This is a genomic window from Streptomyces sp. NPDC048370 (assembly GCF_043200825.1).
Classification (GTDB): domain Bacteria; phylum Actinomycetota; class Actinomycetes; order Streptomycetales; family Streptomycetaceae; genus Streptomyces.
In genome coordinates this window covers 18,576-41,676 of sequence record NZ_JBICYI010000001.1, presented here as the reverse complement: position 1 = coordinate 41,676, position 23,101 = coordinate 18,576, and the positions used below count along the sequence as shown (strand labels likewise).

The following is a 23,101-nucleotide window of genomic DNA, read 5'->3' as shown; positions in this document are numbered from 1 at the left end:
ATGACCGCAACCGGACCGACTTTGTCCTGGATGTGGATAAACGACAGCCGTCCCGCTACCGTGTGGGCCGTCCCCAGGGGCTCCGCACCCGTCAATCTCCAACGAAGACCGGAGAGTTCGACATGGACAGACGCAGCTTCAACCGTCGCCTGCTCGCGGGCGGGGCCGTCGCCGCGACCGGCGTGACATCGTTGTCACTCACCTCCGCCTCAAGTGCCGCACCCGGCACGGCCGCCACACCGAGAACTGCCCCCGCGGGCGGCCAGATACGCCATCTCAAGCTGTACGCCGAGAAGTTGGCCGACGGACGGATGGCGTACGGCCTGGAGAAGGGCAAGGCCACCGTGCCGGGACCGCCGATCGAGATGAACGAGGGCGACACCCTCCACATCGAGTTCGAGAACCTGATGGACGTGCCCGTCAGCCTCCACCCGCACGGCGTGGACTACGACATCGCCAACGACGGTACGAGGATGAGCGGAAGCCACGTCGAACCGGGCGCCACCCGCACATACACCTGGCGTACCCACGCCCCGGGCCGCCGCCCCGACGGCACCTGGCGTCCCGGCAGTGCGGGGTACTGGCACTACCACGACCACGTCGTCGGCACGGACCACGGCACGGGAGGTATCCGCAAGGGCCTGTACGGCGCCCTGGTGGTGCGCCGCAAGGGCGACATCCTCCCGGACAAGCAGTTCACCATCGTCTTCAACGACATGACGATCAACAACCGGCCGGCCGCCGATCCGCCCAACTTCCTCGCCACGGTGGGTGATCGGGTGGAGATCGTCATGATCACGCACGGCGAGTACTACCACACGTTCCACATGCACGGTCACCGCTGGGCGGACAACCGCACCGGGCTCCTGGCAGGGCCGGACGACGTGAGCCGGGTCATCGACAACAAGATCACCGGCCCCGCGGACTCCTTCGGGTTCCAGATCATCGCGGGGGAGCACGTCGGGGCCGGCGCCTGGATGTACCACTGCCACGTCCAGAGCCACTCCGACATGGGCATGGCCGGCCTCTTCCTGGTGGCGAAGCCGGACGGAACGGTCCCTGGCCACGGAGACCACGGAACCCACGGCGCGGGGGCGGAGATAGGGAAACCGGCGGCGGAGACCTCAGGCGGTGCCCATCATCACTGAGGCGGCGCCCCCGCAGGACCGCCATCGCGGATCGGGGTCTCCGAAGCCGCGGGCAGCCCCTTCCCGCCCGCCCCGCTCCTGGCCGCCGCCGAGTGCAGTGCCTTGAGGGCCACCAGGAGTACGCCGATGTCGTCCAGGTAGACCGGGTCGGGAATCAGGTCGATCGGCGAGACCGTGTAGACCACCGCCGCCCAGAACAGGGCCTTGGACTGCAAGGGGACGCCGGCGTCCACCAGCAGCCTGCGAGCCCGGAAGACGCGTACGAGCAGCACGGCCGCGACCCCGGCCACCGCGAGCAGGAGTACCACGGCCACGGTGAGCCAGAGGGCGCCGTCCATGCTGCTCTCCTACCCGTCACGTCGTGGAAGCCGGCTCCGCGATCGGATGATTCCGGGCGCGGAGGCGGCTTTCGTACCGTCATCGAAGGGTACGGCCTGGCCCGCGTGAGCGTGTGCGGGCTTGCGCGGGCCCGGCCTCACGGTGCGTGGGTGTCCTAGACCCTAGACCCGGGCCGGTTCGACGGCCGACCAGCCCTTGGAGGTCGGGGTGAAGACGATCCCGCCCACGACCAGGAAGCCGGACGGGCCGTCCGGGTCGGTGCGGACGCCGCCAGGGACGGTGAACCGGCCGGTCTGCTTGCGGGAGGCCAGGTCGATCACCACGCCCGAGGTGCGGCACCGCACGTACGCGAGGCCGTCGGTCACCACCACCGCGTTCGCCGTCCGAGGGCGCTCCGGGTCGGCGCACTCCTCGGCCAGGGGAGCTTGCCAGACGGCTCCGCCGGACTGCTGGTCGAGTTCCATGAAGGTCGGTGCGCCGGCCGGCGTGGTCGCCATCACGTACAGCCTGCCCCCGGCCGCGGCAGGTCCGGACAGCGTCGTCCCGCCGTGGGGGACGACCATGGTCCGCCGCCTCCCCGGATCACCGCGCAGCACACCCTTCCCGTCCTCGTTGTTGCACAGGAAGACGGTCCCGTCGAACTCGTCCTGGGCCAGCGCGAGCCCGCGCGTCTCGCACCGTCCGGGCATGGCGAACCGGGTGCCGTCCTCGGGGGTCCCGAACGGGAGCTTCTTCCCGGTGGCCCCGTCGAGGGCGGTCACGAAGCTCTGGACCCCCGTGTCGGGGTTCTGGGACCGCCCTTGTACGTAGACCCGGTCCGCGGCCACCCGCAGCGCCGGGTGGCCGGCCTCGGAGCCGGACACCGTCTGCTGCCACAGGACCTTCCCGTACCGGGTCTCCAGGGCGGTGACCCTGCCGGACGCGTCGACCGCGAACACCCGGCTGCCGTCCGCGTCGAGGACCGGCCGCCGGAGCCTCTCCTTGGTACGGAACTCCCACCGGGGGGCGCCGTCGGCGAGGTCGTGGGCGGTGAATCCCTCCCTGCCGAGCACGATCACCGTGTGCGTTCCGGTGACCGCCCCGGGGGCCACCAGCGGGCTCTGCCCGTCCACGACGTCCTGGAGCAGCTGTCCCCACAGGTGCTCGCCGGTCGCCGCGTCGAACCGTTGGAGCGTGTCGTCCGAACCGGCTTCGGGGGCGGGTGCCGTACACACCAGCGAGGAGTCCGCGTACACGCAGGACCCCATGTCGTTCCCGCCGTTCCAGGCACGCCAGTCGGCGGGGCGCCGGGCGCGCGGGTCCGCGTAGGCGCGACTGCCGCCCGGGCTGCCGCCGTCGGTGGCCACGTACGGGGCGAGGGTCCCGGTGACCGCGGGCCGGGCGGGCGGACGGGCGGAGCCGCTGGGGGTCCCGGACGGGCCGGCGGAGGCCCGAGGGGCCTTCGGGTCGTCCTTCGCAGCGTCGGCGGAGAACCGCAGGTAGACCCCGCCGCCGGCAAGGAGGGAAGCCGCGAGCGCCGCGGCGAGGAGGGAGCGCCGCCGGGACCGTCGACGCCGCACGGCCGTCGCCTCGCCGACGGGCCCCGTCGGCGGCTCGGAACCTCCGGCGAGCGACCCGTTTGCGACTCCGTCCGACTGCCCCGCGCCTTCTGCGGCGGCCGATCCCGGCGCGCCACCGGCTGCGTCGCCCCCGCCGGACGTGGCCGGGCCTGCCGGGCCGCCGGACTTCAGGCCGCCGGACGTCAGGCCGGCGTCCGCCGGCTCACCCTCCGCTTCACCCTCGGCCTCGGACTCCGCCGGACGGACCCGGGCGGCGCGGGCCGCCCCGGCGGCACCGGCCGCGGTGTCCCGCGAGCCGGTCCCGGTCTCGGACAGGCCGACGGCGTCCTCGCCCGGCTCCTCGCCCTCGCGGACCGGCGTCTCCCAGTCGTCCGCCGGGATCTTCACCAGCGTGGCCAGCAACTCGTCCGGTCCCGGCCGGGCCTCCGCCTCCTTGGCCAGGCAGGCTCCGACCACGTCCCGCAGCGAATCGGTCAGCGCCCGGATGTCCGGCGCCTCCGACACCACGCGGTAGGCCGTCATGTAGTGCGAGTCCGCGTCGAAGGGCCCCCGGCCGGTCGCCGCGAACGCCAGTACCGACCCCAGCGAGAACACGTCCGAGGACGCCCGTACCCGTGCCGGAGTCGACAGCTGCTCCGGCGACATGTACGGCGGCGTCCCCAGGATCTGCCCGGTCGAGGTCAGTGTCTGCTGCCCCGCCGCCCGCGAGATCCCGAAGTCGATGACCCGCGGCCCGGCGTCCGTCAGGAGGACGTTGTCCGGCTTCAGGTCACGGTGGATCACCCCGGTGGTGTGCAGTTCGCGCAGCGCCTCGACAAGTCCCAGCGCGAGCACCCGCAGCGCGGGCCCACGCAAGGGCCCCTCGGCCTTCACGCGCGCGCCCAACGTCCGCCCGGGCACCAGCTCGGTGGCCATCCAGGGCCGCTCCGCCTCCGGGTCGGCATCGACCACCGCGGCGGTGAAGGCCCCGCTCACGCGCCGAGCGGCCGCCACCTCCTGCCGGAACCGGATCCGGAACTCCGGGTCGTCGGCGAACTGCTGATGGACCAGCTTCACCGCGACCAGCCGCCCCGAGGCGGCCCGCCCCGAGTACACCGTCCCCATCCCGCCGGACCCCAGCCGGGCGATCAGGGCGTACCCGCCGATCGCCCGCGGATCCCCGTCCCGCAGTGTCATGTGCTGCCCCGCCCCCGTGTACGTTTCGTCGGCGGCACCCTATCCCGACCCTGACGAGGCGCACGGAGGCGGCGTCGGACAACCAGGGGCTGACCGGCGGATCAGGGCCGGACAGCCCCAAATCGCTTGCCTCGTCGTCAGGGTCGTGGATCCAATGACCGGCATGACCGCCCGAGCCTGGGGCCAGGCAGCCGAGCACACCGACGGGCCGTCCGTACTCCTGGGCGCTCTCGTCCCCCTCACGCGGCCCGGCTGGGCCGAGGCGGGGCGACACCTGCTCGCCGGACTCGACCTGGCCGTCCGCGAGGTCAACGACGCCGGCGGGATCGACGGCAGGCCACTGGAGCTGCTGGTCCGGGACACCGCCGCCGATCCGGAGCGCGCCGCGGCGGCCGTGGACGAACTGGCCGGCCTGGGCGTGGCCGCCGTGGTGGGCGAGTACCACAGCGTCGTCGCCCGCGCCGCCGCCGCTCGGGCCGACGCCCTCGGCGCGCCGTTCCTCTGCTCGTCCGCGGTGCTCGACGCGCTCACCGAGGAACCCACGGAGTGGGTCGCGCGCCTGGCCCCGGCCCAGTCGCGCGGCTGGCGGATCTACGCGGACTTCCTGCTCGGAGAGGGCCGGCGCCGGATCGCGGTGGCCACGCAGCCGAGCGTCTACTGGGCGTCCGGGACCCGCGTCCTGCGGGACCACCTCGCTTCCCGGGGCGGCACCGTCGTCGAACTCGACGCGCACGCGCTCGGCCCGGAGGCCCTCTGCGACGCGCTCGTCGAGCACGGCGCGACGGCGCTCCTCCTGCTGGTCGGCCATCCGGAGCCCGCGGTCCCGATCGTCAGGGCCGTCCGGGGCGACCGCCGGCTCGCGGACCTCCTGATCGGCGCCCCGGCCGGACAACCGGAGTTCGGCGAGTGGGCCGCGGCGCTTGGCCCGGAGGGCGCCGGGATCCCCTTCCTGCGCTACCTGCCCGAGCGTTTCGGTCCGCTCGGGGAACGCGTCCGGAAGGAGCTCCGCGAGCGGCTGGGCGAAGCGCCCTCCTTCGTCGCCTTCGAGGGCTGGGACGCCGTCACCGTCCTCGCCGAGGTGCTGCGTTCCCACGGCACGGACCGTACGACGATCGCCCAGGCGTGGCCGAAGGCGGCGGTCGAGGGCACCCGAGGGCCCATCAGGTTCTCCCGCACGCCGGGCATCGGCGTATGGCAGTGGACGTGGGCACCGATCCAGGTCGTCGATCGTGACCCGACGGACCCCGATCGTTTTCGGCCCCTCCACGCCGGCTGAGAGATCACGGAGGCCCGGGAAACAACCCGATCACACGTCAGTCGAGCCGCGACTCTCTACAGTTGGTCATGCGCCTGACAGCTCTGGCACCGCACCACCCCGACGAACGGCACCACGCCACGAAGGGAGCGATCAGCTCATGACCAGGCCTGAGAGCACGGGACACGACTACGACGTCGTGATCGCCGGAGCCAGCCTCGCCGGCAGCGCCGCGGCGACCCTGCTCGCTCGACGCGGTGTCCGCGTCGCCCTGCTGGAACGCCGCTCGGACCCCGAGGCGTACAAGGTGCTGTGCACCCACTCCATCACCGCCAACGCCTACCCGGTCCTCGACGAACTGGGCCTCGTGCCCGCCATCGAGAAGGCGGGGGCCGTCCGCAACGACGCCCGCTGGTACACCCGTTGGGGATGGATAGAGCCCAGGCCCGCGCCCGGCGGCCCCGAGCTGCCGTACGCGTACAACATACGGCGCAGCACCCTCGATCCGTTGATCAGGTCCAGGGCGGCCGAGACCCCTGGCGTCGATCTGCTCCTCGGCCACAAGGTGACGGGCCTCGTCCAGGAAGCCGGGCGAACCGTCGGGGTGCGCGCGTCGACGCCCCAGGGCGAGCGTGAGATCCGGGCCCGTCTGGTGGTCGGCGCCGACGGCAAGGACTCGGCCGTGGCGAAGGCCGCCGGGGTGCCCACGCGGCAGTACGAGAACGCGCGGTTCGCCTACCTCGCGCACTTCCGCAACCTGCCGCTGCGCGACGGGATCATCCACACCTGGTTCCTCGAGCCCGACATGGCGTACGCCTTCCCCAACGACGACGGCGTGACGGTCCTCACGGTGGTTCCGGACAAGAAGCGGCTGCCGGCCTTCCGGGAAGACCTGGAGGGCAGCTTCTCCGCCTTCGTCCGCGCCCTGCCCGAGGCGCCGCCCATCGACTCCGCCGAGCGCATCACGAAGATCATCGGCATGGTCGACCACCCGCTGCACACGCGCAGGCCGACCGCATCGGGCATCGCGCTCATCGGCGACGCGGCGCTGACCGGCGACCCGCTGTGGGGAGTGGGATGCGGGTGGGCCCTCGAGTCCGCCCAGTGGCTGACGGAGGCGGTCGCCTCGGCCGCGACCGGTCAGGGCGACCTCGACAGGGCGCTCGCGCGGTACGGACGCGTCCACCGGCGCCGACTGCTCGGCCACCAGTACCTGGCCGCCGACTTCGCCACGTCCCGTCCGTTCAACCCCATGGAACGGCTGATGTTCTCGGCGGCGGCGCGCGACGCATCGCTGGCGCGGCACATGCATCGGTTCTCTCAACGCCTGATCGGTCCGCTGAGGTTCCTGAACCCCGTGGCGGTGGCGAAGGCCTCGGCCGTCAACATCAAGCACCGCGAGCCGGCCGCGCCACCCGCAGGTTGAGCCGCGCTCCTGTACTCAAGGGAGCGTCCAGATCTGGGTGGTGATGAGGTAGAAGAGACCCGCCCAGAAGGCCATCACCACGGTGACGATTCCGAGGCCGATCAGATGGGTCCGCGTCCGCGACTCCTCGGGTGGCGGCCGCAGCCAGCGCCCGAGCAGTCGGTTCACGTAGTGGGGCATCGTCACGAAGCTCATGAGGAAGCTCGACAGCAGATTGCCCACGAGCAGCCCGAGCCAGAACGGCATCCCCACCGGGTGGAGCGCGAGCGAGAGCAGCACGACGGTCGGGTACAGACCGACCCAGACCGCGATGGACGTCTTGGTCTCCGAGGGCGGAGGGGCGTCCTTGCCGTTCTCCTCGAAGGCGAACCAGCTGCCGAAGGAGTTGTCGATCGTCCGCAGTTTGTAGTCGTCGAACCGCTTGCCCTCCGCGAGCAGCTCCTGCCGTTCGGCCGACATCAGCCAGGCGTCCAGGTGCTCCGCGTTGTCGTACCGGTACAGCGTGGTCCATTCGTCCTGGAGCCCCTCGATCGGACGGAAGAGCTCGGTCCCGCGGAAGCCCTCGAATCTGCTCTCCTCCTGGGTCATGCGGCGCTGCCATGCGAGGAAGTCGTCGACGCTGTGCGGATGGACGCGGTGCGTGACCACCACGGTCACCAGCGGATCCGTCGGTTCCGTACCGCCGCTGACCACCTGCTGGGTCGCGGGGCCGTCGAAGTACTTCCGTCCGCTGTCGAGGAAGCTCTGCCGGGTCGCGCTGTTGATCCACGCCTGCAGATGGGCGATCGAGTCGAACCGGTAGACGACGACCCAGTCGGGCTGCAGGGGCGTCGGCGGGGAGCTCTCCGCGCCCAGGAATCCGGCGTAGTGGGCGGCGGCCGCGTTGACGTCCTCCTGCCACATCTCGTACTCCCGCTCCGCTCCCGGGAGGACCTTCTGGCCGATGATCGCCGTCGCCGCGGTGTCTTCGAACCTCTTGGTGGTCATGTGCTCAGGCCGCCGACTGCGCCGACCGACTCTCGTTCAGCCGGCTGTAGATGCGTTCCGGAGTCAGGGGCAGCGCGCGGTGGCGGACGCCCGTGGCGTCGTGGAGCGCGTTCGCCAGCGCGGGTGCCACCGGATTGATGCAGCATTCCGCCATCCCCTTCGCCCGCATCGGCCCGTAGGAGTCCGTCGAGTCCACCAGGAGCACGTCGGTCCTGGGGGTGTCGGCGTAGGTGGGGATGCGGTAGTTGCGGAGGTTGGGGTTGACCATGACGCCGTCCTCGTCGACCTGGAAGTTCTCGGTCAACGCGAAGCCGATTCCCTGGGCGACACCGCCTTCCACCTGCCCCCGGACCTGCGCGGGGTTGATGACCACCGCGGCGTCGGTCGCCTGGACGCTGTACAGGACGCGCATCTCACCCGTCACCCGGTGGACGGCGATGCGGAACCCCTGCGCGTTGGAGGTGACGCTCCGGGGTGATCCGTACGCCTTGCGGGCGGCGGTGAAGCGGATGCCGCGTGCTCGGGCCAGGGCGACGAGCTCGGCCAGCGAGACGCGGCGGTCGCCGCAGACGACACCGTCATCGTCCATCGAGCACATGACGAGATGGACCCCGGTGTGGGCGGCGGCGAATTCCAGGATGCGGTCGCGTACGGCGCTGGCCGCGCGCAGGACCGCGTTGCCCGACACGAAGAGACCCGCACTCGCGAAGGCCCCGGTGTCGAACCCGGTGCGGTCGGTGTCGGACTGCACGAGTCGAATGCGCGAGGGCGTCGTGCCCAGCTGCTGGGCCGCGATCTGGACATGAGCGGTCGACGTCCCCTCCCCGAACTCGACCGTACCGACGGCCAGTTCGTAGACGAGGTCGTCGCCGAGCGTGACCCATGCCTCGGAGATGTGCTCGGTGGGGGGAGCGGTCTCGTGCAGGGAACTCGCCACGCCGCTCCCCACGGTCCACTCCGGCCCGGGGGACTGCTGTCCGGCCGTACGGGCCATCGCCGCGTCCACGAGGTCGATGCAGCGGCCGAGTCCGTCCTCGGTGAACATCACGTCGTCCGGTCCGTCGTGCATGGCCACGAGTGGGTCGCCCGGTCGTACGATGTTGCGTCGGCGCAGCTCGAACGGATCGATGTGCAGGGCGCGCGCCAGTTCGTCCATGGCCGATTCCACGGCGAACGCCGGCTGCGTCATCCCGTATCCGCGCAGCGCTCCGCTCGGCACGGTGTTCGTGTAGACGGAGTACGCGTCGTACTTCTTGTGGGGGCAGCGGTACTGCATGACCGCCGCGCCGCCCGCGTACAGCGTCTCGCCGCCGTGGTTGCCGTAGGCGCCCGTGTTCGAGACGTTGCGGACCTGGAACGCCGTGAGCGTGCCGTCCGCCTTCGCCCCCAGCGTGACCGTGAGCGCCATCGGATGGCGGGGCGAAGCCGTCGTGAACTCCTCCTCGCGGGTGTACTCGAACTGGACGGGCCGGCCGGTGTCCAGGGTGGCGAGCGCGACCAGATCCTCCGAGATCACTTCCTGTTTGCCGCCGAAGCCGCCGCCGACCCGCTTGCAGAACACCCGGAGCTGGTCCGGGCGGAGCGCGAACAGATAGGCCAGCTTCACCTTCGCGATCGACGGCGACTGTGAACTGGTACGGACGTTGAGCCTGCCGTTCTCCATCCACGCGATCGAGCCGTGGGTCTCCAGATGCGCGTGCTGCACGCGCGGTGAGACGTACGTGCCCCGGTGGATCACATCGGCCTCGGCGAACCCCGCCTCGACGTCACCGACCTCCGAGTGGATCTCCAGGAGGATGTTGTGGACGGGATCGCGGGCGAACGGATCGTGCTCCGCGCCGTGCAGCTGCGGCGCGCCCTCGGCCATCGCCTCTTCGGGGTCGAACACCGCCGGGAGCACCTCGTACTCGACGACGAGCCGACGGCAGCCCTCCTCCGCGGCCCCGACCGTGTCCGCGAGGACCGCGGCGACCCGCTGGCCGACGAAGCGGACGGTGTCGTCGAGGACGTAGGTGTCGTCCGGATCGACGAGATGGTCGGTGTGGATGGCCGTGGTGAAGCGTCTGCGCGGGGCGTCCTCCCAGGTGTAGACGCGCTGCACGCCGGGAACGGCGAGCGCGGGGGCCTTGTCGATCGAGACGATCCGGGCGTGGGCGTGCGGTGAGTGCACCACCTTGAGGTGCAGCATCCCCTCGATGTGGGTGTCCATGGTGAACTCGGCGCGACCGGTCACCACGTCGTTGGCCGCCGGAGCTCCGACGCTCGTTCCGACGGCCTTTCCCGGCGCGGCCGTCTCGATGCCCACGACGCCTTTGACGGCGTCCTCGATCCCGCGATAGCCGGTGCAGCGGCACAGGTTGCCCTTCAGGGCGCGCGGCAGGTCCGCCTTCTGAGCCTCCGTGAAGGTCGCCGACGTCATGATCATCCCGGCGGTGCAGAATCCGCACTGGAACCCGGGGGCATCGCGGAACTGCCGCTGCATCGGATGCAGATCGCCGGGGGAGCCGAGCCCTTCGATCGTCGTCACCTGACGACCCTCGGCGCGGAAGGCGGGGGTGATGCAGCTGTGGACCGGTTCGCCGTCCAACCACACCGTGCAGGCGCCGCAATCGCCCGCGTCGCACCCCTTCTTGACGCCGAAGTGGCCGAGTGAGCGGAGGAACGTGCGCAGGCACTGGCCGGGTCGGGGCTCCGCGTCGAAGCTCTCGCCGTTCACGGCGTACGTCATGACGGACTCTCAGCCATCAGCTCGCTCCGGATCTCCTCGGCGAAGTGCTTGGACAGGTGGCGACGGTGATCGGGGGTCCCGTTGGGATCGGCGAACCAGACGTCGTGCGGGACGGCGTCGACGCTCTGCTGAAGGGTTCCGGCATCCGGCATGGCGTCGAAGGCGAGGCGTACCGGCCGGGTGGTGCCGGCGGTGATCGTGAGCATCAGGTCGTTCCGCCCCGGCGTCCGCGTGCCGACGAGGAAGACCGTGGAGCGGCCGAGGTGCGTCAGCGCGAAGCGGCGGTGCGCGGTGTGCTTCCTCAGGGCGTGCACCGGAATGTCGATGCGGCGCAGGAGTTCCCCGGGGGTCAGTACGTTCCGATGGTCCCCGGTCACGAAATCGAGGGCGTCCACGGTGCGCGCGGAGCCGTCGGGCGCATCGAGGCCGTACCGGGCTTCGAGCGCGACGGTGAGGGTGATCATCGGCCCCGCGGGCAGGGACATGCAGATGTTCCCGCCGACGGTCGCGGCGTTCCAGACCTTGAACGAGGACAGGAACGCCTCACAGCTCTGCGCGATGAGCGGGCCCGCGGTCCAGTCGCGCGGCGGCACGTAGGCGTACAGCTCGCGGATGGTGCAGGTGGCGCCGATCTCGAGGCCGCTGCCGCCCGGGACGAGGGGATCCCACCGCAGCGCCGTCAGATCGATCAGACGGCGCAGCTCCGGCTGCTCGACCGAGTACAGCCACGTTCCGCCCGCGAGCCAGGCGTCGCCCTCGCGCCAGTCCCCACCGGGCCGGTCGGACGGGCGCCGGACGACTTCGGTGACGGTGTTGAGATCCATGGGAGCTGATCTCCCTCACGACGACGATCGTGTGGCGAGAGGATGCCGAACGGCGCCGCCTGCGCGCCGGGGCGCGGCGCGCAGCCCAAATGCCCGCTGCAGCACCGAAGGTGACCCACCCCGGTCGACCTCTCGACGAGGGACCGTTGGCTACGGAGACTCCCTGCCAGGATATCGCCGAAGAGCCGGGACCCGCCAAGTCAGGGCGCGCCCGAGGATCTCGCAGGCAACGAAATCCGCACTTGAGGCGATCCAAAGGCATCGAATCAAAAGTTACCGAAGGGTGTTGCTTAAGAAAGCATGGCCCACGGGGTTGCGTGGAGCCCTGCCCGTCGGCAAGTATCGGTCCGGCCCGGGCCGTTTCGCCCCGGCACCCCCACGCCTCCATGTCTGGACGCCTGGCCGCGCACCGGCAACCCCGTGCCGCCAGCCGGTGAACCGCCTGATCCGCGCGGCCGCCCGGACGACCCGTCGAGGCTCCCCGCGCGACCCGCGTCGCGCCCCCTCTCATTCACCTACCTCAAGGCAAGGCAGAGATGGCACCACTGGCCTCGCGCCGACGACCCCGCACCACCGCGCACCCGGTGGACGAGGTCCTTCCGCTCCCCACCCTCGCGCTCTACGGATTCCAGCACGTCCTGGCCTTCTACGCCGGTGCCGTGCTCGTCCCGGTCATCCTCGGCAACAGCCTCGGGCTCTCCCGGCAGGAGCTCGTCTACCTCATCAACGCCGACCTGTTCACCGCGGGCATCGCCACCATCATCCAGGCGTGGGGCTTCTGGCGGATCGGGGCCAGGCTGCCGCTCGTCCAGGGCGCGACCTTCACGGCCGTCTCTCCCATGATCGCCATCGGTCAGGGCGCGGGCGGCGGCACCGCCGGGCTGCTCGTGGTGTACGGCGCCGTGATCACCGGCGGCCTCGCGGCCTTCCTCTTCGCCCCGTTCGCCGGGCGGCTGACCGCGTACTTCCCCCCGATCGTCACCGGCACCCTCCTCACGGTCATCGGCATCGTCCTCATCCCGGTGGCCCTCCAGGACGTCGGCGGCGGGTCGTCGCTGGTCGGCGGACCCGGCTTCGGGGACCCCGTCAACCTCGCCTACGCGGGCGGGACCCTCCTGTTCATCCTGCTGGTGGTGCGCTTCGGCGGCCCGTTCCTGCGCAGCGTCGCCGTGCTGCTCGGACTCGTGGGCGGAACCGCCACCGCCTGGCTGCTCGGCGACGTCGAGCTCGGGGCGGTCGACCAGGCCGACTGGCTCGGTGTCAGCACGCCCTTCCACTACGGACTGCCGCACTTCTCGATCTTCCCCATGATGGCGATGGTCGTCGTCATGCTCATCACCATGGTGGAGACCACCGGCGACGTGTACGCCATGGGCGAGATCACCGGACGGAAGGTCGACGGCGACACGGTCAGCCGGGCGCTGCGGGCCGACGGCGTCGCCACCGTGCTCGGCGGAGTGTTCAACTCCTTCCCGTACGTGGCGTTCGCCGAGAACATCGGTCTGGTCCGGATCTCCCGCGTCACCAGCCGCTTCGTCGTGGTCGCGGCCGGCGTCTTCATGATCCTCCTCGGCCTGGTCCCGAAGGCCGGCGCCGTCGTGGCCTCCGTACCCCACCCCGTACTCGGCGCGGCCGCCGTCGTGATGTTCGGCATGGTCGCCACCGTCGGCATCCAGATCCTCGGCAAGGTCGACCTGCGGGAGGAACGCAACTCCATCATCCTGGCCGCCAGTCTGGGCGCCGCCATGCTCCCGACCGCCGTCGCGCCCTTCTTCGAGCGCATGCCCACCGAGGTGCGGGCCGTCCTGGGCAGCGGAATCACGCTCGGCACGCTGACGGCGGTCCTGCTGAACCTGTTCTTCCATGTGTTCGAGCGCCGCCGCAAACGGGAGGACATCGACTGGGACGGTCTCGCCGCGTACGACGACGGGGCAGGTCCGCAGACCGCCACGGCCCGCTGACAGCCTGGGCCCGCTGACCGTCTGGGCCCGCTGACCGCCTGGGCCCGCTGACCCCGTTTCCGCTCCGCGGGGCCCACCCCTCCGCGGAGCCGCCCACCGAGGTGATCCGTACGTGTCCCACCCCCCGTTCTCCCCCGCCCAGGCCCGGGCCGCCCGTCTCCGCATCGGCCTGACCCCGGAACAGGTCGTGGCGGCCATGGCCCAGTTGGGGGTGTGCCGCCTGCCGCAGACCGTCATGTCCTGGGAGACGGGGGCGGCGGCGCCCTCGGAGACCGAACTCTTCGCGCTGGCCGACGCCCTGTGGTGCACCGTGCCGGAGCTCATGGACCTGCGGCCGAGATCCCTGCGCGAGCACCGCCTGGCCCGGCACTTCACCGCGGAACGGCTGGCCCGGCGCATCGGCATGGACCTGCAGGCGTACGCCCGCGCCGAGAACGACCACCACTGGAACGGAACAGACCGACAGACCCTCTTCCTGGCGGACGCCCTCGGCCTCGAACCGGCCGAACTGCTCGGTGTCATCGGTCGGGCCGGTGAACTCGACGGCCTGCTCCGCCAGGCCGTCGAAGGCCGCTGGAAACACCACACCGCCCCGCTCGCGCGGCTCGTCGGCGCACCCGAGCGCGGAGTCGCGCAGGCGCTGCGCACCCTGCACCAGGAGTACGCCCACTTCAACGAGCGCTACATGGGCCACCTCGTCGCCCGCAACGATCACGCACGGCTGAAGGAGATCGCGACGGAACGCGCCGAGTGGCTGCACGGCCTCAGCGACCGATTCCTCCACCTCGCCGGCGTCGACCAGGCGCCGCCCGACGAGCGACCCTCGCCCTGATCGGTGAACCCCTCGCGTGTTACTCATCGGTAAGCAATGATGTGGGCACAACCACTCACACGCGGGGGCTGAGGCAACGGTGACGACGTTCGAGGAGCGGACCAGGGTGCACGCCTTCCGGGACGACGCCCTGGGAGATCATGACGCCGTCGGTCTCGCCGCGGCGATCCGGCGCGGAGAGGTCGGCGCCGCCGAGGTCGCCAGGGACGCGGCGGAGCGGGTGCGGGCGGTCGAGGCGGAGCTCAACGCCGTCCAGACGTCCGTCGACGTCCCGGCGGACGTCATCGGCGGGCGCGGTGCCTTCGCCGGAGTACCGACCTTCGTCAAGGACAACACCGAGTACCTGGGGCTGCCCACCGGCCACGGCAGCACGGCCTTCACGCCGAAGGCGGCCCGCCGGCACGCGCCGGTCGTCCGGCAGTTCCTCGGCAGCGGCGTCACGGTGCTCGGCAAGACCCGGCTGCCCGAGTTCGGCTTCAGCCCGACCACCGAGTACGAAGGCGCAGAGCCCGTGCGCAACCCGTGGAACACGGGGTACTCGGCGGGTGGTTCGTCGGGCGGCAGCGCGGCGCTCGTCGCCGCCGGCGCGGTGCCGATCGCCCACGCCAACGACGGCGGCGGCTCGATACGTATCCCCGCCGCCTGCTGCGGTCTCGTCGGTCTCAAGCCGACCCGCGGCCGGGTCCTCGCGAACGCCCAGAGCCGTCAACTGCCGCTCGACATCGTGTCCGACGGCATCGTGAGCCGTTCCGTGCGGGACACCGCCGCGTTCCTCGCCGCCGCCGAGACGTACTGGCGCAACCCCAAGCTGCCGCCCGTGGGCCGGGTCGATGGCCCCTCGCAGCGGCGGTTGCGCATCGGGTTCCTGCTGGACTCGCCGAACGGTGTCGCCTCCGACACCGTCACCCGGGCCGCCGTCACGGAGACCGTGGCGACGTTCGAGCGGCTCGGGCACACCGTGGAGCCGGTGGAGCCGGCGATCGACCCCCGCTTCACCGACGACTTCCTCACCTACTGGGGCCTGCTGTCGTTCCTCATAGGCGCCACGGGCAGGACCCTGGGCACCGACTTCGACCGGCACCGCATGGACGGCCTCAGCCGCGGGCTACGCGATACGTACCTCCAGAACTGGCGGCGCACCCCGGCCGTGCTGCGCAGGCTCAAGCGCACGAAGGAGGCGTACGCGGCCTCGTTCCGCGGGATCGACCTCCTGCTCTCGCCGGTACTCGCCCACACCACGCCCCCGATCGGTCACCTCGGGCCCACCGTTCCCTACGCGACCTTGATCGAACGGATCCTCGCGTACGTCGCGTTCACACCCGTCGACAACGTCGTCGGCACACCGTCGATCTCAGTGCCCACCCCGCACGCGACCGAGGACGGGCTGCCCGTCGGCGTCATGCTGTCCGGCCGCCCCGGCAGCGAACGGACGCTGCTTGAGGCCGCGTTCGCGCTGGAGGTCGAGCACCCGTTCCGGCGCATTCAGGACTGAGGGCGGCGCGGCGGTCGGGGGCGGTGGGGGAGAGGTAGGTGTCGGTGGCGGTCCCGGTGCCGGTGTCGCGGGCCGGTGTCATATTCGCTCTGTTGGCCTATCAGGACCGTTCCCGGATGGCGCAGTGTCGCGAGGTGCGCACTAGTGGTAATCGAGTGGGCGCTTTCTGTGCTCACGAGACAGACACGGTGGACGCCTACCGGATGTTCCACGAACGGAGCCCGCGACATGACCCCCGACCCTTTCAACAGCAACGTGGCCGAAGACGACAGGGAACGTAACGCCGGGCCCATCTCCGCGCCCTCCCCCCAGACCGCCGTCTCGGAGGCGCCCGACGCGTCCGAGAGCGGCGACGAGGCGATACGCACCCTCCTGTCGACTGCGGCGACCGAGCGTCCGGTGGCGGAGGTCGCCTCGCTGGTGGCCCGCCTCCAGGAGACCGGAGAGCTGTCCAGCCCCGCGGACGTGGCGCTCCGCGCGGCCGCCGTCTCCCGTCCCCTGGACGAGGTGCGGCAGCTCGTCGCGCTGCTCAACGCGTCGGGGTACGACCTCCACCAGGCCGAGACCACGCTGCGCGCCGCGGCCGTGGGGCGGCCCATCGAGGACGTCGTGGCGCTCGTCAACATCCTCGGAACCGACGGCAGCGACTGGCGGCCCGCCGGCGCGGACGCCAAGCAGGGCAAGGCCGGCAAGGAGGGCAAGGTCGGCAAGGACGCGGCCGATGCGGATGCCGTCGCCGCCTCCCCGAAGCAGTCGCGAGGATCGGAGTCGTGGTCGGCCCTGGACGGCGCACTGGCCGCGGGTCCCGGCAGCCACACCGCCACCTCGGGGCTGCGGTCGGCCCTCCGCTGGCCCGGCGCGGTCGCCATGCTCGTCTGTGGCCTCGTCCATGTGCCCACGGACCTCGCGGGTCTGCGCGCGGGCGACCAGGCGGAGATGCTGTCCGTGGTCGTCACCCTGCTGTGCCTGCTGTGCGGCCTGTGGCTCGCGGTGGCGGACACCCTGATCGCCTGGGCCGCCGCCACCGGACTCGCCGTCGGCGTCATCGTGCTCCACGCGCTGGAGAGCGCCGGCACGGTCGATCTGGTGAACAGCGGCCTCGCCTTCACGGTCACCTGGGCGAAGGCGGCCGCGCTGCTGAGCGCCGTGGCCGTGGTCGTACTCGCCGGCTCGTCCCTGCTGCGCTACGCGAAGACGGCCGGCGCGTCGGACAGCGCCTGACACGACGGTCCGCGCCTGACACGTCGAACGGGCGGGAAGGGGTCAGTCGGCCCCTTCCCGCCCGTTCGACGTCACGCGGCTTCCGTCACCCCTGCGGTGATCCGAACCTGGCGCCCGGTCCGCGACTCGACACAGAGGAGCACCGTCTCGTCGAGGCCCTCGGCGCGGACGGCCGCATGGGCTTCTCGCGGCTCGCCTCGCGTACGCACACCTCCGCCGCCACGGCCCAACGTCGCCTGCACCGGCTGCGGCTGACCGGCGGAGCCGAGAACGCCACCCTCGTCGACCGTTGCCAGGTCGGCCTGGACGTCCAGGCGGTCTTCTTCATCCAGAGCGACGACGGCCGCCGGCAGCCCGTCGAGCCCGGACCCTGCCGGGCCGGCCGGGGCCCGGATAGGACACCGACAAGAATGCGCGGCCACTTCTGGTGAAGATCACCATCACCGGGTCGGGGCGCGCTCGCCGAGGATGGGAGCAGGGCCCGTCCGGAGCGAGACCCGGGGCGTGCACCGCCCCGCCCGGTCGTCGCGCCCTCGGCAAGCCACGATCCCCGCACCCGAAGGACCCCACGAGTGACCCTCCGCGAGATCAAGCCCGGCAACCGCGGCTATCTGTACGTCAACAGCCATCCGAACGGCTGCCAAGAGGTGGTAGACCGCATGTGGCAGCAGACACCGGACCCCGCCCACGACCGGCCCGGCCCCGTCGCTCTCGTCATAGGGTCCAGCGCCGGATACGGACTCGCCGCGACCCTGGTCGGCCTGCGCGCCCACCGGATGCGCGGACTCGGCATCGCCTTCGAGGCCGCCGAGACCGAGCGCCGCACCGCGGGCGCGGGCTGGTACCGCACCGCGCGGACCGCCGAACTCGCCGCCGAGGTCGGCGCCGACTTCACCTTCCTCAACGGCGACGCCTTCTCCGACGGCGTCAAGGACGAGGCCGCCGACCGGATCGCCGCGCGCTTCGGCGCGATCGACCTGCTCATCTACAGCATCGCGGCCCCCCGCCGTACGGACCCGCTGACCGGCGAGGTCCACCACTCCGTCATCAAGCCGCTCGACGCCGACTACCGGGCCAAGACCCTCGTGTTCGAGGACGGCGCCCCGCGGATCGGCGAGCTGCACCTGCAGGCCGCGGACGAGGCCGAGCGCGACGCGACCGTGCAGGTCATGGGCGGCGCGGACTGGCAGCTGTGGATCGACGCCCTGCAGTCCAAGGGCCTGCTCGCCGACGGCTTCCGGACCGTCGCCCTCTCGTACGTCGGATCCGACATCACCGCCCCCATCTACCGGGCCGGAACCATCGGCGCCGCCAAGCAGGACCTGGAGGACACCGCCCGCGCCATCAACACCCAGCTCAAGGGCGCGGGCCACGCCCACACCGTCGTCGCGGGCGCGGCCGTCACCCAGGCCTCCACCGCCATCCCGAGCATCGCGCTCTACACCAGCATCCTCCACCGCGTCACCGGTGAAGGCTGGCGGACGACCGTCGACCAGGCGGCGGCCCTGTGGAACCAGCTCGTCGGTGACGTCGAACTCCACCTTGACGACCAGGACCGCGTCCGGCTGGACGACTGGGAGATGAACCCCGAGGTCCAGGCCGCCGTGCGCGCCGCCTGGGACCAGGTCGACGCCGACACCATCGCCACCGGCGCGGACACCGGTTGGTTCCGCGACGAGGTCGGCCGGCTCTACGGCTGGGACGTTCCCGGCGTCGACTACGAGAGCGCGGCCGAGACCACCGTCCCGTGGCCCGCGCCGCGGCCGTCCGACGCCTGACGGACAACGCCTGACGCGGTCGATTCGTTCATGTGTTCGGTTATTGGTTTACGCTGGACCCATGACGGCATCACGACCCGCCCTGCCCGGACTCCAGGGCTCCCTGTTCGACCAGGGAGAGGACATCCGGTTCGGCCCGCTGGACGGGCTCCGCCGGACGGTGCTGGACGGCGGTGCGTGGATCGACCACCTTCCCGGCTGGCTGCACGGCGCCGACGCGCTGTTCGAAGAGCTGGTCGGGCGGGTGCCCTGGCGGGCCGAGGAGCGGCCGATGTACGACAACGTCGTCGCCGTACCCCGGCTCCTGGCCCACTACGGCGACGGCGTCCCCCTCCCGCACCCCGTCCTCACCGAAGCCCGGGACGCCCTCGGCTCCCACTACGCCCCCGAGCTCGGCGAACCCTTCGTCACCGCCGGCCTCTGCCTCTACCGGGACGGTCGCGACAGCGTCGCCTGGCACGGCGACCGCACCGGCCGCTCCGCCACCCAGGACACGATGGTCGCCATCCTCTCCCTCGGAGACCCCCGTGACCTGGCCTTCCGTCCCCGCTCCGGCGGCCCGACGGCCGTTCGCCTTCCGCTCGGCCACGGTGACCTGGTGGTGATGGGCGGCTCGTGCCAGCGCACGTGGGAGCATGCCGTCCCCAAGACGAGCCGCGCCGTCGGCCCCCGCATCAGCGTCCAGTTCCGCCCGCGCGGAGTGCGCTGAGGCGGCCTGGTGCGGGGGCCGACGGCGTACGGCGGCCTACGGTGTGCGACCGATGGCGTACGGCCGCTAGGGCATCGCGGTCGGGCGGAAGCTCTGTGACGGGGTGTTGTCACAGGGGCGTTGGACGAGCTGGACGCCGGTCGCCGTGGTGCCGCCGGCGGTGAGGCACTTGCCGCTGTGGCGGGCGACGAAGTGGTAGCGGCCGGAGGGTTCGCTCACCGGCAGCCACTGCTGGTTGCCGCCGCCCGCGTACGACCACAGCTGCAGCGGTGCGCCGTCGGCGGTCGAACGGTCGGCGACGTCGACGACCTGCTGGGGAGCGTTGCGGACCCCGACGCGCATATAGCCGTCCGTCGTCGCGGTGAAGCGGAACTGCTGGGCCTGGGTGCCGTTGCAGGTGTACTGCTGGACGGCCGTGCCGTTGGCCGTGCCCGCCGCCCGCGCGTCGACGCACAGACCGTTCGCCTCTGCGGCCAGCGTGTACCAGGAGTCCCCGGGGAAGGACCCCGGCGGCGTGGTGTCGCCGGTGCCCGCGAGCCACTTGAGGCCATCGAGCAGGAGGCGGTTCTGGGTGGGGCTGGCGAAGGTGGACGAGAGCCGGGTGTTGGTGTCGTAGTTCATCGCGTTGTGGCCGAAGTTGGCGTACAGCATGCGGTACTGCGTATTCGTCCACACGAGGGGGTAGTCGCCGCTGTACCAGGACTGGTTCGGGTCGGTGCCCAGCGGGAAGCTGACCGGATCGACCGAGGCGAGCACCTTGATGGACGGGTTGGACCGCAGGTTGTTGCTCCAGCTGTACCACTCGCTGACGGCCGAGGTCCACGTCGCGGGCAGGCCGGCCGCCGCGGGGTGGGACGCGTTCTCGGTGCGTACGACGGCGGTGGTCGGGCCCCAGGTGTTGGAGCGGAAGTTCCCGCTGCCCAGGAACTGGTTGTAGTACCAGTTCCAGCCCGAGGCGTTCGTGGTGAACGCCGACACGTGGAAGCCGAGCCACGCGCCGCCGCCCCGTATGTACCGCTCGAATCCGGCGCGTTGGGCGGCGCTCTGCGGGGCGTCGTCGAGGAAGACGACGACGTCGTACGCGTCCACGCCGCCGTTGGCGAGGAGGTTCCAGTCGGTGGTCGCCGTGTAGCCGAAGTTGTGGGCGGCGGCGGTGCGGGGGAACCAGTCGTTGGCCTCCTTGACGAAGTCGATGTGGGCCGCGTCCCAGGTGCCGTTGTAGAACGCGATCACCCGGAACTCCGGTGCGGCCGGGGCCGCTTGGGCGGGGAGGCTCCCGGCGCCGAGGACCAGCGCCATGAGGCCGAGGAGTCTGAGAAGGCTGAGGCGGAGTCGGTTCACGGGTAGCTCACCAGGTTCGCGACGTTGGTGGAGGAGTTGGACGGACCGCCCCGGTCGTTGACGACGTGCCGGATCGTGCCGGTGCCGCCGAGGGAGACGGTGACCATGTTCCGGAAGCGGACGTCGGGACGGTTGGGGGCCTCGATGGCGCGCTCGGCGGCGACGCCGGGGTTGACGTTGAAGAAGCAGTAGCTGCCGAGCCCGTACGCCTCGTGGCTGGTGACGGAGTCGGCGACCTTGTAGGCGGCGTAGCCCTGGGTCGTGCCGTTCATCCAGGCGGCCTGGTTGGGCGGGTCGTACGGCATCTCGTTCTGGTAGAAGTACGTGCGGCCGCGGTTGCCGTTCCAGACGGTCTGGTGCTTCTGGTAGTGCTCGACGAACAGGCCGTACATGGTGACGTCCTCGCCGTTGACGATCAGCCCGGTGTCGGCCGTGTTGGTGTTCCAGCCGACGCCGGTGCCGTGGTCCGCGCGCCAGACCCACAGGTGGTCGCCGATGACGTGGTCGCTGTTGACGACCAGGCTGGTCGTGGCCTTGCCGACGGCCGCGCCGCCGACCCGGAAGTACACGTCGTGGAGCGAGGTCGGGTTCGCCGCATGGGAGGCGGACGAACCGGCGGGGCCGAGCTCCAGCAGGGTGGGCGAGTTGACGGTGCCGGCGTCGAAGAGGACGCCCGCGATCTTCACCCCGTCGACGTCGGCGACGGTCATGGCGGTGACACCGTTGTCGGGGATGAAGGTGGCGAGACCGAGGCCGAGGATCACGGTGTCGGGGCGGGTGACCCGGAGGGTCTGGTTCAGGTGGTACACCCCGGGCGTGACCAGCAGGTCCTTGCCCGCGGCGAGCGCGGCGTTGATCTCGGCCGCGGTCGCGCCCGGCTTCACGACGTGGAAGCGTTCCATGCCGAGCTGGGTCCCGGCGGGGACGCCGGAGGCCCACGAGGTGCCCGTGGAGTCGGTGCGCGTGGCGGGCACGACGACCTTGTAGGCGCCCGTGGCGTCCACGGTCAGGAAGGGCTTCTCCCGTACGACGGGCGAGCGGTCCACGGTCGTGTACGGCGGGTTGGGGAAGCTCGTGCCGGGGACGCCCTGGCTGCCGACGAAGACCATGTTCCAGTTCGACCCCGTCCAGGAGCCGAGCTGCGAGTTGCGGGTCAGCCACTGCTGCTGGGTGCCGGAGCGCACCTGGCCGTCGATCTTGGAGTCGGCCATGAAACCGCCGCTGGACCAGCCGCCGTCGCTCAGCTCCAGGTTTCCGCGCACATGCATCCGGCGGTACGCCGAGGCCTGGGAGACGGCCCAACGGTCCGTGCCGCCGGTGGGGTTGACGGAGAGGTTCTCCGCGCCGCGCCAGAAGTTGTGCGTCGCGTTCTGCGGCGGGAACCAGTCGGCCTCCACGTGTACGGCGCCGTTGATCGTCACGGAGTCGGGCGACTGGCCGAGCCCGAGGACCTGGGTGTAGAAGCCGACGTTGACATCGTTGTTGTACGTCCCCGGCTTGAACAGGACGGCGTACCGGTCCGACCCGAACTGGTTGGTCTCCTGGCGCTGGAAGATCGTGTTGAGGCGGCTCTGGATGGTCGCCGAGGGCATCGACGGGTCGAGGACGACGACATTGGGGCCGAGGTCGACGTCGCCGGGCGCGGTGCTGACGGGGGCGATCTGGAAGCGCTGGGCGGCCGTGCCGTTGCAGGTGTACTGGACGAGCTGCACGCTGTCGGCCGTGGAGGCCGAGGGGACGTCCAGGCACTTCCCGCTGTTGCGGTTGACGAGATGGAAGGCCCCGCCTCCCTCGTCGACGGCCCGCCACTGCTGGTTGAGGCCGCCGCCGTACGTCCACAGGTGGACGGCGGCGTTGTCGGCGGTGGAGACGTCGCTGACGTCGACGACCTGGGCGGAGTCGGCGCGGCTGCCGATCCTGACGTGGCCGTCCGAGGTCGTCGCGATGTTCCACTGCTGCGCGGTGGTGCCGTTGCACGCGTACTGCTGGACGGCGGTGCCGTTGACGGTCGCGGCCGCGCGGGCGTCGAGGCACTTGCCGCTGCCGGAGTTCACGACGGTGACGATGCCGGTGGGGACCTCGGCCGCGGCCGCCATGGGCGCGGCCGAGGCCGTGCCGGAGGAGCCGGGGGAGAGGGCGACCAGGGCCGAGCAGACCACCGCTCCGGCGGCCAGGACCGCGCCGAGACGGTGGGGGCGCGGGCGGGCACGGGCGGGGCGCCGGGGTCCGGCGCTCCGTGGGGTGAGGGGCATGGGCATGGGCTCCTTGGTGGGGGGTGGGGAGGTGGCGCACGGGGGAGCGCCGCGGGGGAGAAGTCGTACGGGG

The 23,101-nt window shown here is 71.5% G+C and carries 17 protein-coding genes; 10 read left to right on the top strand and 7 right to left on the bottom strand.

Annotation, left to right across the window (positions count from 1 at the left end; translation table 11 throughout):
• Nucleotides 1-122 precede the first annotated feature (122 nt).
• Nucleotides 123-1,148, top strand: coding sequence for a multicopper oxidase domain-containing protein (locus tag ACGFYP_RS00180; RefSeq protein WP_393485018.1), 1,026 nt, complete (start codon nucleotides 123-125; stop codon nucleotides 1,146-1,148).
• Here ACGFYP_RS00180 and ACGFYP_RS00175 read toward each other — a convergent pair.
• Nucleotides 1,142-1,486: a YkvA family protein gene (locus ACGFYP_RS00175; RefSeq protein WP_393485017.1), complete on the bottom strand. Its 345-nt coding sequence runs from the start codon at nucleotides 1,484-1,486 to the stop codon at nucleotides 1,142-1,144. The two genes, ACGFYP_RS00180 and ACGFYP_RS00175, sit on opposite strands and share 7 nt — an antisense overlap.
• 162 nt (nucleotides 1,487-1,648) lie before the next feature.
• Nucleotides 1,649-4,222, bottom strand: a complete 2,574-nt coding sequence (locus ACGFYP_RS00170; RefSeq protein WP_393485016.1) for a PQQ-binding-like beta-propeller repeat protein — start codon at nucleotides 4,220-4,222, stop codon at nucleotides 1,649-1,651.
• A gap of 163 nt (nucleotides 4,223-4,385) precedes the next feature.
• Here ACGFYP_RS00170 and ACGFYP_RS00165 point away from each other — a divergent pair, with 163 nt between their 5' ends.
• A complete protein-coding gene (locus ACGFYP_RS00165) occupies nucleotides 4,386-5,498 on the top strand; it encodes an ABC transporter substrate-binding protein (RefSeq protein WP_393485015.1) in 1,113 nt (370 codons plus the stop codon).
• 139 nt (nucleotides 5,499-5,637) lie between these two features.
• Nucleotides 5,638-6,903: an NAD(P)/FAD-dependent oxidoreductase gene (locus ACGFYP_RS00160; RefSeq protein ID WP_393485014.1), complete on the top strand. Its 1,266-nt coding sequence runs from the start codon at nucleotides 5,638-5,640 to the stop codon at nucleotides 6,901-6,903.
• Between the two features lie 15 nt (nucleotides 6,904-6,918).
• Here the strand turns inward: ACGFYP_RS00160 and ACGFYP_RS00155 are convergent, their stop codons facing one another.
• The 3 genes from ACGFYP_RS00155 to ACGFYP_RS00145 are packed head-to-tail and all read right to left on the bottom strand — an operon-like array spanning nucleotide 6,919 to nucleotide 11,442.
• On the bottom strand, nucleotides 6,919-7,890 hold the full coding sequence (locus tag ACGFYP_RS00155; protein WP_393485013.1) for an antibiotic biosynthesis monooxygenase: 972 nt from the start codon (nucleotides 7,888-7,890) through the stop codon (nucleotides 6,919-6,921).
• Between the two features lie 4 nt (nucleotides 7,891-7,894).
• Nucleotides 7,895-10,618 (bottom strand): molybdopterin-dependent oxidoreductase, encoded by a 2,724-nt coding sequence (locus ACGFYP_RS00150; protein WP_393485012.1) that lies wholly within the window; start codon nucleotides 10,616-10,618, stop codon nucleotides 7,895-7,897.
• Entirely contained in the window at nucleotides 10,615-11,442 is an 828-nt protein-coding gene (locus tag ACGFYP_RS00145; protein WP_393485011.1) for an FAD binding domain-containing protein, read from the bottom strand. Before ACGFYP_RS00145 ends, ACGFYP_RS00150 begins: the two co-directional genes overlap by 4 nt.
• A gap of 536 nt (nucleotides 11,443-11,978) precedes the next feature.
• Between ACGFYP_RS00145 and ACGFYP_RS00140 the strand changes: the two genes are divergently transcribed.
• The 7 genes from ACGFYP_RS00140 (at nucleotide 11,979) to ACGFYP_RS00110 (ending at nucleotide 19,435) form a co-directional block, all read left to right on the top strand.
• Nucleotides 11,979-13,403 (top strand): nucleobase:cation symporter-2 family protein, encoded by a 1,425-nt coding sequence (locus tag ACGFYP_RS00140; RefSeq protein ID WP_393485010.1) that lies wholly within the window; start codon nucleotides 11,979-11,981, stop codon nucleotides 13,401-13,403.
• Nucleotides 13,404-13,515: 112 nt separating this feature from the next.
• Nucleotides 13,516-14,235 (top strand): transcriptional regulator, encoded by a 720-nt coding sequence (locus ACGFYP_RS00135; protein ID WP_393485009.1) that lies wholly within the window; start codon nucleotides 13,516-13,518, stop codon nucleotides 14,233-14,235.
• A 79-nt stretch (nucleotides 14,236-14,314) separates the two neighbouring features.
• Nucleotides 14,315-15,727 (top strand): amidase, encoded by a 1,413-nt coding sequence (locus tag ACGFYP_RS00130; RefSeq protein ID WP_393485008.1) that lies wholly within the window; start codon nucleotides 14,315-14,317, stop codon nucleotides 15,725-15,727.
• Nucleotides 15,728-15,955: 228 nt separating this feature from the next.
• Nucleotides 15,956-16,948 (top strand): hypothetical protein, encoded by a 993-nt coding sequence (locus ACGFYP_RS00125; protein WP_393485007.1) that lies wholly within the window; start codon nucleotides 15,956-15,958, stop codon nucleotides 16,946-16,948.
• Nucleotides 16,843-17,379, top strand: coding sequence for an AsnC family transcriptional regulator (locus ACGFYP_RS00120; RefSeq protein ID WP_393485975.1), 537 nt, complete (start codon nucleotides 16,843-16,845; stop codon nucleotides 17,377-17,379). The genes ACGFYP_RS00125 and ACGFYP_RS00120 overlap by 106 nt, the downstream gene beginning before the upstream one ends.
• Before the next feature lie 141 nt (nucleotides 17,380-17,520).
• Nucleotides 17,521-18,726 carry an enoyl-[acyl-carrier-protein] reductase FabV gene (gene fabV / locus ACGFYP_RS00115; RefSeq protein WP_393485006.1) on the top strand — a complete coding sequence of 402 codons (1,206 nt, stop codon included), beginning with the start codon at nucleotides 17,521-17,523 and terminating at the stop codon, nucleotides 18,724-18,726.
• Between the two features lie 61 nt (nucleotides 18,727-18,787).
• Nucleotides 18,788-19,435 (top strand): alpha-ketoglutarate-dependent dioxygenase AlkB family protein, encoded by a 648-nt coding sequence (locus ACGFYP_RS00110; RefSeq protein WP_393485005.1) that lies wholly within the window; start codon nucleotides 18,788-18,790, stop codon nucleotides 19,433-19,435.
• Between the two features lie 66 nt (nucleotides 19,436-19,501).
• Here the strand turns inward: ACGFYP_RS00110 and ACGFYP_RS00105 are convergent, their stop codons facing one another.
• Nucleotides 19,502-20,734 (bottom strand): ThuA domain-containing protein, encoded by a 1,233-nt coding sequence (locus tag ACGFYP_RS00105; RefSeq protein ID WP_393485973.1) that lies wholly within the window; start codon nucleotides 20,732-20,734, stop codon nucleotides 19,502-19,504.
• A 38-nt stretch (nucleotides 20,735-20,772) separates the two neighbouring features.
• Nucleotides 20,773-23,034, bottom strand: a complete 2,262-nt coding sequence (locus ACGFYP_RS00100) for an RICIN domain-containing protein (protein ID WP_393485004.1) — start codon at nucleotides 23,032-23,034, stop codon at nucleotides 20,773-20,775.
• Nucleotides 23,035-23,101 lie beyond the last annotated feature (67 nt).

What these genes read in the sequence shown, in the direction of transcription:
- ACGFYP_RS00180 (WP_393485018.1), top strand. Translation starts at nt 123, where the DNA reads ATGGACAGACGCAGCTTCAACCGTCGCCTGCTCGCGGGCGGGGCCGTC.
- ACGFYP_RS00175 (WP_393485017.1), bottom strand. Translation starts at nt 1,486, where the DNA reads ATGGACGGCGCCCTCTGGCTCACCGTGGCCGTGGTACTCCTGCTCGCG.
- ACGFYP_RS00170 (WP_393485016.1), bottom strand. Translation starts at nt 4,222, where the DNA reads ATGACACTGCGGGACGGGGATCCGCGGGCGATCGGCGGGTACGCCCTG.
- ACGFYP_RS00165 (WP_393485015.1), top strand. Translation starts at nt 4,386, where the DNA reads ATGACCGCCCGAGCCTGGGGCCAGGCAGCCGAGCACACCGACGGGCCG.
- ACGFYP_RS00160 (WP_393485014.1), top strand. Translation starts at nt 5,638, where the DNA reads ATGACCAGGCCTGAGAGCACGGGACACGACTACGACGTCGTGATCGCC.
- ACGFYP_RS00155 (WP_393485013.1), bottom strand. Translation starts at nt 7,890, where the DNA reads ATGACCACCAAGAGGTTCGAAGACACCGCGGCGACGGCGATCATCGGC.
- ACGFYP_RS00150 (WP_393485012.1), bottom strand. Translation starts at nt 10,618, where the DNA reads ATGACGTACGCCGTGAACGGCGAGAGCTTCGACGCGGAGCCCCGACCC.
- ACGFYP_RS00145 (WP_393485011.1), bottom strand. Translation starts at nt 11,442, where the DNA reads ATGGATCTCAACACCGTCACCGAAGTCGTCCGGCGCCCGTCCGACCGG.
- ACGFYP_RS00140 (WP_393485010.1), top strand. Translation starts at nt 11,979, where the DNA reads ATGGCACCACTGGCCTCGCGCCGACGACCCCGCACCACCGCGCACCCG.
- ACGFYP_RS00125 (WP_393485007.1), top strand. Translation starts at nt 15,956, where the DNA reads ATGACCCCCGACCCTTTCAACAGCAACGTGGCCGAAGACGACAGGGAA.
- ACGFYP_RS00110 (WP_393485005.1), top strand. Translation starts at nt 18,788, where the DNA reads ATGACGGCATCACGACCCGCCCTGCCCGGACTCCAGGGCTCCCTGTTC.
- ACGFYP_RS00105 (WP_393485973.1), bottom strand. Translation starts at nt 20,734, where the DNA reads ATGGCGCTGGTCCTCGGCGCCGGGAGCCTCCCCGCCCAAGCGGCCCCG.
- ACGFYP_RS00100 (WP_393485004.1), bottom strand. Translation starts at nt 23,034, where the DNA reads ATGCCCATGCCCCTCACCCCACGGAGCGCCGGACCCCGGCGCCCCGCC.